Source organism: Paenibacillus vortex V453, from assembly GCF_000193415.1.
In the GTDB taxonomy this organism is placed as follows: Bacteria; Bacillota; Bacilli; order Paenibacillales; family Paenibacillaceae; genus Paenibacillus_AQ; species Paenibacillus_AQ glucanolyticus.
This window is the reverse complement of sequence record NZ_ADHJ01000045.1, coordinates 81,810-90,169: the sequence shown is the minus strand read 5'-3', so window position 1 is coordinate 90,169 and position 8,360 is coordinate 81,810. Positions and strand designations below refer to the sequence as shown.

General features: G+C 44.7%; 9 protein-coding genes. 5 read left to right on the top strand and 4 right to left on the bottom strand.

Translation table 11 applies throughout. From position 1 onward, the window contains the following. On the top strand, window positions 1–596 hold a 596-nt coding region (locus PVOR_RS25055), incomplete at its 5' end, for an FHA domain-containing protein (protein WP_006212351.1). A gap of 124 nt (window positions 597–720) precedes the next feature. On the opposite strand, the gene PVOR_RS25050 is transcribed toward PVOR_RS25055, so the two are convergent. Then, on the bottom strand, window positions 721–1,641 hold the full coding sequence (locus PVOR_RS25050; RefSeq protein WP_006212350.1) for a copper amine oxidase N-terminal domain-containing protein: 921 nt from the start codon (window positions 1,639–1,641) through the stop codon (window positions 721–723). A 316-nt stretch (window positions 1,642–1,957) separates the two neighbouring features. Here PVOR_RS25050 and PVOR_RS25045 point away from each other — a divergent pair, with 316 nt between their 5' ends. Both PVOR_RS25045 and PVOR_RS25040 read left to right on the top strand, forming a co-directional pair. After that, window positions 1,958–2,506: a copper amine oxidase N-terminal domain-containing protein gene (locus PVOR_RS25045; protein ID WP_160164034.1), complete on the top strand. Its 549-nt coding sequence runs from the start codon at window positions 1,958–1,960 to the stop codon at window positions 2,504–2,506. Beyond that, the gene (locus PVOR_RS25040; protein WP_006212348.1) at window positions 2,490–3,044 is read left to right on the top strand and encodes a hypothetical protein; all 555 of its coding nucleotides are present in this window, start codon (window positions 2,490–2,492) and stop codon (window positions 3,042–3,044) included. Before PVOR_RS25045 ends, PVOR_RS25040 begins: the two co-directional genes overlap by 17 nt. An 85-nt stretch (window positions 3,045–3,129) precedes the next feature. Here the strand turns inward: PVOR_RS25040 and PVOR_RS25035 are convergent, their stop codons facing one another. The 3 genes from PVOR_RS25035 to PVOR_RS25025 all read right to left on the bottom strand — a co-directional run bounded on the left by PVOR_RS25035 (window position 3,130) and on the right by PVOR_RS25025 (window position 4,888). Next, complete coding sequence (locus PVOR_RS25035) at window positions 3,130–3,603, bottom strand: DUF2621 domain-containing protein (RefSeq protein ID WP_006212347.1); 474 nt, start codon at window positions 3,601–3,603, stop codon at window positions 3,130–3,132. A gap of 160 nt (window positions 3,604–3,763) precedes the next feature. Then, window positions 3,764–4,321, bottom strand: coding sequence for a site-specific integrase (locus tag PVOR_RS25030; RefSeq protein ID WP_228030046.1), 558 nt, complete (start codon window positions 4,319–4,321; stop codon window positions 3,764–3,766). A 183-nt stretch (window positions 4,322–4,504) separates the two neighbouring features. Further along, window positions 4,505–4,888: a DUF1259 domain-containing protein gene (locus PVOR_RS25025; RefSeq protein WP_006212345.1), complete on the bottom strand. Its 384-nt coding sequence runs from the start codon at window positions 4,886–4,888 to the stop codon at window positions 4,505–4,507. Window positions 4,889–5,897: 1,009 nt separating this feature from the next. On the opposite strand from PVOR_RS25025, the gene PVOR_RS25015 reads away from it, so the two are divergent. Together PVOR_RS25015 and purU are read left to right on the top strand one after the other, a co-directional pair. Beyond that, window positions 5,898–7,019 (top strand): deoxyribonuclease IV, encoded by a 1,122-nt coding sequence (locus PVOR_RS25015; RefSeq protein WP_006212342.1) that lies wholly within the window; start codon window positions 5,898–5,900, stop codon window positions 7,017–7,019. Between the two features lie 135 nt (window positions 7,020–7,154). Continuing rightward, complete coding sequence (gene purU, locus PVOR_RS25010; protein WP_006212341.1) at window positions 7,155–8,054, top strand: formyltetrahydrofolate deformylase; 900 nt, start codon at window positions 7,155–7,157, stop codon at window positions 8,052–8,054. Window positions 8,055–8,360: the final 306 nt, after the last annotated feature.

Below are 8,360 nucleotides of genomic sequence, written 5' to 3'. Positions count from 1 at the left end.
CAGGAACAGGAACAGCAGATATGGAGCTTAGGGAGAGCAGGGAGAACTGGAGATGGAAGGTTCCCAAATCTCCAACCCATCCAGAGGACCATCAGAAACAAGCAGGCTACCCTCCGCAGGGGCAGGGCTATCCCTATTCGCATTCACAAGAGGCTGAACCTGCAGTCTCTTATGGCGAGGAAGGTGATTATTATGCTCATTTGTCCCAGCGCACGGAGGTGCTTTCATCACATAGAGGCGGAGGGGCTACTGTACTGCTAGGTCCGGAAACGAAGCCTCCTGCTCATCCACATTCAGCAAGAACCTATCTGGAGCTGAACGAACCGAATGCAGCCGCCACGCAGCGGATTGAATTGACGCAACCCCATTTTATCATCGGCAGATCCCCTGATGTCGCACAATTTGTTGCTCAGGGTGTGGGAACTTCGCGGGCACATGTCGAGCTCTCGCGTGAAGGTGGAGAATACGTATTAAAGGACCTGGGTTCAAGAAACGGTACGATTTTAAAAGGAGAGTCCATGGTGCCGTATAAAGAATATCCCCTGAAGGAGGGGGATACCTTTGTTATTGCAGGTTTGGTCGTTTATCTTGTGTAGCGGGTTATATTGATAGGGGATAAAGTAGTAGAAGAAAGTAACCCCGGGTTTTGAAAGGTAGTGATCCTGCCTTAACAAAGACCGGGGTCTCGGCATTTTTTGTGGAAATGTGTGCATGAGTTTTTTATAACTTGCTTGAATGAATCAGGTACTCCGTATCGCCGGTTGGGTCCAGGTACCAGTTAGCGACCCTTGTTGAGTAATTATAAGATCCTCCGTATAGGGGCCAGCGTGTAACGTACACATTGTATTCCGGAACGAAGATATTATATTGAGCATCATATCCGCTTGGATAAGACGAATTCATAAAAAAAGTAATAATAAAGATATTGATGTTTTTGTAGCCATATTTTTTATGCACATGGGTGGCAAGATTTTTGGTCAACAGATGCCCTGTTGAAGGTTTGGTGTCAAAGGTGTCGATAATGTTTTGCATCGTTTGTTCATCCGAAATTTCTACGGCAATGGTGAGTGAATCCGAATCGTCGATTACGCCATAAGTTAAGTCGTTCAGGTGCAATTTTCCGGAAGAGAGATTTGAGTATTTGAATTCCAATTCCTCTTGGATTTTTTTGGCTTTCGTTTTTATGGGTGGAATCGGTGTGGGCTTAGGAACAAAAGGCTCTGTCCCTTTGTAACTGGTAATGTTAATGGTATTTCCGTTTACGGCCAGGGTTGCACCTGTAGCTTCGCTTATGAACCGAAGCGGGACGAAAACGTTTCCGTTCAAGGATAAAGGTGGGGATTCTAACACCATGCGCGTGCCGTTTACATATGCGTTTTTGTTGCCAACGGTCAGCACAAGGCTGATGCCTTTTTTAGTCCCTGTAATCTGCTGTCTGGAAGAATCCCACTTTACAGAGAGGCCCAAACTTTTAAATATAGGGGCGAATTGTACCAGGGTCACTCCGTCTCGCAAAATGGGGGCCTGCCGCAGCCCTACTTTAACGCCATCTAAGTTGACGATTTTTGCTGGGGCTGCTCCTGCTGCTGGAATGATCCATGTAAATAGTAAAACTATGATTATTGCTAATTTTAATTTCACTTCATTTTTTCCTCCTAGGACTATTGGATTACATTCTAATAACAGTCTATTATACTTGATATGTGTTTTATTTCCATGATTTTCTTGGAATCGGCAAACTGCAACACCATATCTAGGTTATAGGTTGAACTTTTTGTTCCGTTCCGTAACTAATCTCCTTAGATGAGGGTTATAACAGAGGATTGAACTTATGAGATGAAGGAGATTGATTGAAGTGATAAAAAGAGGACTATTATGGTTACCCTTATTTTTTTTGCTAGGGTTACTGCTATCAAGCCCATCCCATGCTGCTGCCTCTTCTTTTGTAAAAGCAAATGTGGAATATGGGCAATTCAAATCGCTCTTCTCCATGAAAGACCCGGTGATGATAAAGGATGGGAGGCTATTGCTTCCTCTGCGAGAGATCGGCGATATTTTGGGTTTGAAGGTTCATTGGAATCAACCACAACAGAGGGCGAGTCTGTATGGAGTAAATCTTGAGTTGACGCTGCAGCTTGGAAGCGATGTTGTTTATTTGAATAAGAAACAGAAAAAACTCAAGACATCTGCGGAAGTCATCAACGGAAAACTCTACATCCCACTCCGATTTGTTGCAGAAGCCGTGAATGAGGATGTGAAGTGGAACTCCAATACGAAGACACTGTCTGTTGGCAGTAATTACGTTGTGGGAACAGATAAAGGTATTACATTTTGGCTTAATCGAAAGAACGGCGAGTTCTACCAAGCCATAGGTAACAAGGTGCCATCGTTTATTGGGACATTGGAGCAGGGGAGGGGAGTTGAGGCATCTTCAAGTCCAACGACTGTCCGACAACAGTTCGTACGTCCGACTATACGAGGCCGAAGGGATGTCCGAATTAGGTAAGAGATCCGGTCAGATTTTTGTGAAGAACGGACAAATTATAAAGGAAGCACACTTTGAGTTCATAGGGCATTATCCGGATACTAATGCGTATAACCTGTACGATCTGCGAGATAAAGTATTGTTTTCGGATGGCAAGCATGCAGAGTTTCTGAATCATGAAGGGGAAGTAGTGGCTTACTATAACCTGGGGGAACTTACTGGAAAAGAAGATGAGATCTATATGATCGAATACATCACGGATTATTACATGATCTTACGGGAGTATGGAACGCAGCACCTGATACTCTATCATCGAATGCGTGAGATCACTGCTTATGTTCATGAGCTGCTCCCGCTTCCGCCTACGGAGAAACAGTTCCTTGAAGAAGTTGCCTTGGACAGAAATAATGAACCGGACCGCGAGCTTATCATTCGCTTCAATAAACAGGAGGAGAATACGCTGTTGTTTCTGTATAAGAGTAAAAAAACAGGCCAAGTTCATTCATATCCCTTCAACTTAACGAAATTAAAAAACGAATCCCCCAGATCCTCTGGATGAGGACTAGGGGGAATTATCTTCTGGACTATACGGTGCTTGTCCCACAGTGAGGACAAGCACCGTTGTTCCATTTAAGGCTGTATCATTACTTATTAATCAAATGCTGATAAGGCTTGTAGTCAATTTCCTTCTTCTGGAGGAAATTCATCAAGAATTTGTAATCCCGCTTTGGCGTAGCCACGATATAACCTTTGATGCAGTGGTCTTTTGTCACTGCTTTGGCATGGTCCTCAATAGCAATCTTGCCAATCTCCGCTGCAATGGAGTGTTTGGCAATATCCCGGAATGGTCCCGGAACGGGCTGCACCAGCTCGTCCAGAAAGGCTTTGGCTTCATCAGTCCACAGGGGGCGGCTTCGCTCGACCCAGTAGTTCTGCCAATCCAGCTTGGATTTGCCGTCTGCTTTGGGAAGCACTTTCAGAAACTTGCGGAACATAAAAAATCCGCCGATGCCCATCAGTCCAAGCATAACCCATCCCCAGAAGGCAATGGAGTTCATGAACCATGACGGTGGCGCACTGGAGGACAAATATCCCAAGACGGCTCCTGTGCTCTTCATCTGTATATCACCTCAATGATTATTATCACATGTCACTTTCATGAGAATTATAACGCATTTCTAGATTTATTTCGATAGCCCAGACATAATTAAATCATGCACGGTACTATAGGGATTTCGGAAGTTATGGTGAGGATATGCCCACGTGTTACCCACACAGCTATGAATTCATTACCTGTTCGAAACGGTCAGGAACAAGTTTTCGTTGTTGCTCGGTAATGTGTAGATATATTGTTTTTGTGATTTCGTCGTTCTTATGACCGAGCCTTTCTTGGATTACCGCTAATTCTTCTTTGGCTTCAGCAAGGAGTGAAACATGGGTATGTCTAAGACTATGGGAAGTAAGGTTGTCAGGAAGTCCACAGTCTTTCAGGATCTTTTCAAATCGTTTCTGATAGCGACTATAACAAGCTGGATATCCGGGAAACTTCAAGCTCCAAAATATAAAATCTGCATCATGTTGTAGTTCACCGTTATTGATTTTGTTTTCTCTCCAAGCCAGCTGTCCCTTGATGGCTTTAATTACAATTTCACCAATGGTGACCGCCCGGACTGAGCTTTTATTTTTCGGGGGACCGAGTACATAGTTTTTACAGACCCATCGACATAGAGATTTTTTTACAGAAATAGTTTTTTCCTCTTCATCGAAGTCAGATACTTTAAGCGCGAGGAGTTCGCCGATCCTCAAGCCAGTAAGCGAGAGATAAAAAGACGGCATACTCTTGCGGTTTAGCGCGGAATCTGATGTATTGAAGTAAGTGCTGCAACTGCTTCTTTTCGAGAAACCTCGGAAAATTGACAACTCCTGATTCTATTCTTCAAGGGTTGATTTAAAAACAGGGAGTGACCAAAGATAAAAGAGGCGTTCAGGATTCATTCTGAACGCCACAATGCTAACCAGTCATTTTTTTAGAATATCTAACGCTGATCTTAATTTTCTAGCAAACACAATAGGATTTTCAATGGATTCAATATGAAGATACATCAATCTTGGTTTATCGAATAACCAATGGTTGTGTATTGCAGATACTTTAAAATTGCGTTTTCGAGCCGCATCAATAAAACGTTGTACTTCGGATTGTAAAAGAGTTATTTCGCCCGTGTTTAACGTTGTTCCGTTTTGCGGGGATTGAATCGTGATTTCATGTTCGGTTTCATATTTTCTACCAAGGACTCTAGCATTTAATTTTCTTTCAACCATGATAGAGCAGCTTTTCCCGTCAGACATACCTGTACCACCTAAGATGGTGGCTAGACGTTTACAAAGTGCCTCGGATATTTTCATATTATCTACTCCTTTCGTGATGTTACAAAATATGAAAATTAGAAAAAAATGTAACGAGCAAATGACTATTTTAAAGAAATGTGCTAGAAAGCGATTGATTATTACGGAAATGCCTCTATTGTGATGAGAACGGGAACATTTATGACAATCGAAACGTGCTAGGGAAGCCCTATAAGGAGGGATAAGACGGAATGAGTTTAGAGGGGTACATCAAAAACGAAATCAAGAAGTATGAGTTATGGGTATTCTTCCTTGAAAACCATGGCGGCAGTATAGGTTACCCCAGTGGCTATCTCCAATCTCTTAGGGAAATGGGACTTGGTAACGCCCATTTGATTTGCGTATTCCGTCTGCGATAGAAGATCAGGGTCATACCCTTGAATTATCTCCAATTTCTTATCCTTAGTAAATTTAGTCATAAAAAAAACTGCACCTCCAACTGTTAGAGTGTGTCTAACAATTGGGGTGCAGTCCATAACTCGGCGGCCTTTTTCTTTTTGGTTTTGCCGAAGGCCCCCGAAGCGACCGAATAACCCAGCGGAGCGGAGGCCGTATAACAAGGTTTTAAAGTCTCCTTATAGAGGAGTACATCTTCATTTCATATGAAGGGTGATAGTGATGTATGAGGAAGTGGTATTTAACCGCGATGCCTTAAACAGTGCAATGGGTGCATTGGATAGGTTAGGCAAGCAGCATTACATCGAGAAGTTCAATAAAAATGTAGAATCGAAAAGAGGATAGCGGACCGAATGGAAGTTAAGGGCATGAAGTATTCTCCGGTGTGTGGGCCCAATAAAGGCTGCTTTCATGTTTTCTCCACAATCCACCCACAAATGGGTATTCCAACCTATTACTTTGCATCACCTCGTATTTCAACACCAAACTAAGAAAACCCGCACCATTACTGATTTCATTCCAGCAACGTCCCTTACATTCCATCCCTTCTAGATTTATTTCGATATACAAGCTAAAATAGGTGTAATTGTGTGTTAAAAAAGGGGGATGCAGCATGTTGAAAATTGGTTCCCACGTGTCGTTTTCGGACAAGGGATTGCTGACTGCGACGGCTGAGGCCACATCATATGGCTCAAGCTCGTTCATGATATATACCGGCGCACCGCAAAATACGCGCCGCAAGCCGATCGATTCCATGTTTATTGAAGAAGGCAAGGCCGCTATGCAAGCAAGCGGGATTGATGAGATTGTGGTCCATGCGCCATACATTATCAACCTCGGATCGTACAAGCCCAATACGTTTGAGCTTGCCGTGAGTTTCCTGCAGGAGGAGATTCGCCGGACACATGCGGTTGGCGTGAAGAATATCGTTCTCCATCCTGGTGCATATACAGATAAGGATGCCGAATACGGCATTGACCGTATTGCGGAAGGACTCAATGAAGTTCTGGGCGGTACGGATGAGACCGAAGTGAAGATCGCTCTGGAGACGATGGCCGGCAAAGGCACCGAAATGGGACGCAGCTTTGAAGAAATTGCTTCCATTATTGATAAGGTGAAGTACAATGACCGATTGGCGATTTGCCTCGACACTTGCCATATTCATGATGCAGGTTATGACATCGTGAATGATCTGGACAACGTACTGGAGCAGTTCGATAAGCTGATCGGACTCGACCGGTTAACGGTCGTGCACGTAAACGACAGCAAGAACCCGCGTGGAGCGGGTAAAGACCGCCATACACCGATCGGAACCGGTTGGATCGGGTATGAAGCCATTCAGAGCGTGGTTCATCACGAGAAGCTTCAAGGCAGACCGTTCATTCTGGAGACGCCGTGGATCGGTAAAGATCCGAAGACGCAGCGTCCGATGTACGAAATTGAAATCGCGCTTTTGCGTGGAGATGTGGAAGGACGTTTCGGGCAATCCTTTGTTCAGCAAGTGGAAGAGCTGCGAGCCTTCTTTGCTAAGGAAGGAATCGACTCCCGTTCGTTCGTGCTGGATACGTGGACACTTCTGAAGAATGATGCCAAAGCCAAAAAAGCAGATCCACGCGAACCGATGGAGCGTCTGTATGATATGGTCATGGCAGCTGGATTATTGCCTGAACTTGCGGAGGAGCAGATCAATCAGCGCATCATCGCCTGGTTATCCGGGACTTCTCTGACTTCATAAGCTTCAATAGAAGAGGCATTCATTAAAGTAAAGATGACTAAGGCATTCTCAAGAAAACTTCCGCTTGCTGCGGTTGGTTTTCTTGTGAGGCCAATTCACGCTAATTGTAGATGTAGAGGAGGATCACCGAGTCTCATGGAAATTCACATCAAGAAGGATCTGCCGTCTGTGGCAGGCCAGTACCCTAATCGTGCCCGCATGCTCATCTCCTGTCCGGATGGACCAGGAATCGTGGCAGCGGTCTCCCAGTTTCTGTATCAGCATGGTGCGAACATCGTTCAGTCTGACCAGTATACGATGGATCCTGCAGGCGGTATGTTTTTTATGCGGGTTGAATTTGATCTGGAGGATCTGAACACCAAGCTTCCTCAACTGGAGGAATCGTTCCTGGAAGTTGCGGACCAATTCCGTATGGAATGGAATATCTACCATGCAGCCCGTAAGAAACGGCTGGCGATTTTTGTATCCAAAGAGGATCACTGCCTTGTAGAGTTGTTGTGGCAATGGCAGGCAGGCGACCTGGATGCAGATATTGCGCTGGTGGTAAGCAATCACCTGGATATGAAAGAATATGTGGAATCATTCGGTATCCCGTATCACCATATTCCGGTTACGGCAGATACAAAGCCCGAAGCGGAGAAACGTCAACTGGATGTAATCGGCGATGATATCGACGTTATCATTCTGGCGCGGTACATGCAGATTATTTCGCCAACCTTTATCGAACATTACCGGAACCGGATTATCAATATTCACCATTCCTTCCTGCCGGCTTTTGTCGGTGGCAAGCCTTATGCACAGGCCTATAATCGCGGCGTGAAAATCATCGGAGCAACCGCCCACTATGTAACCGAGGAGCTTGATGGCGGACCGATTATTGAGCAGGACGTGCAGCGTGTAAGTCACCGGGATGATGTCAACGAGCTGAAGCGCATTGGCCGTACCATTGAACGCGTGGTGCTTGCAAGAGCCGTCAAATGGCATGTCGAGGATCGGATTCTGGTGCATAACAATAAAACGGTTGTATTCAATTAAAGTGTATCAACCTGGCGTGTAAGTATCGATAGGTGAATAAGAGAGTTTACACCCTAAATTGCATCAGCAGCAACTACAATCCCGACGATTCATCATAGAAAGTACAATGGAGCAGCCTGACACTTTAACGCTGCAATGGATTAGCTCTTGATCCCGCTCCTTCTTCTTGGAGCGGGATTTTTATTTAATTTTTATTTTGGAAAATAAGCCCAAGCTCCAGCCGAAGCCCGCAAAAATCGGCCCTGAGTATCCTTTTATGGAGAGAAACGTCAAACTTTTTATAATTTCGACTCGTCAATATAGTTG

Excerpts from the sequence above, each read along its gene's own strand:
- PVOR_RS25040 (WP_006212348.1), top strand. The coding sequence starts at position 2,490 with ATGTCCGAATTAGGTAAGAGATCCGGTCAGATTTTTGTGAAGAACGGA.
- PVOR_RS25035 (WP_006212347.1), bottom strand. The coding sequence starts at position 3,603 with ATGAAGAGCACAGGAGCCGTCTTGGGATATTTGTCCTCCAGTGCGCCA.
- PVOR_RS25030 (WP_228030046.1), bottom strand. The coding sequence starts at position 4,321 with ATGCCGTCTTTTTATCTCTCGCTTACTGGCTTGAGGATCGGCGAACTC.
- PVOR_RS25025 (WP_006212345.1), bottom strand. The coding sequence starts at position 4,888 with ATGAAAATATCCGAGGCACTTTGTAAACGTCTAGCCACCATCTTAGGT.
- PVOR_RS25015 (WP_006212342.1), top strand. The coding sequence starts at position 5,898 with ATGTTGAAAATTGGTTCCCACGTGTCGTTTTCGGACAAGGGATTGCTG.
- purU (WP_006212341.1), top strand. The coding sequence starts at position 7,155 with ATGGAAATTCACATCAAGAAGGATCTGCCGTCTGTGGCAGGCCAGTAC.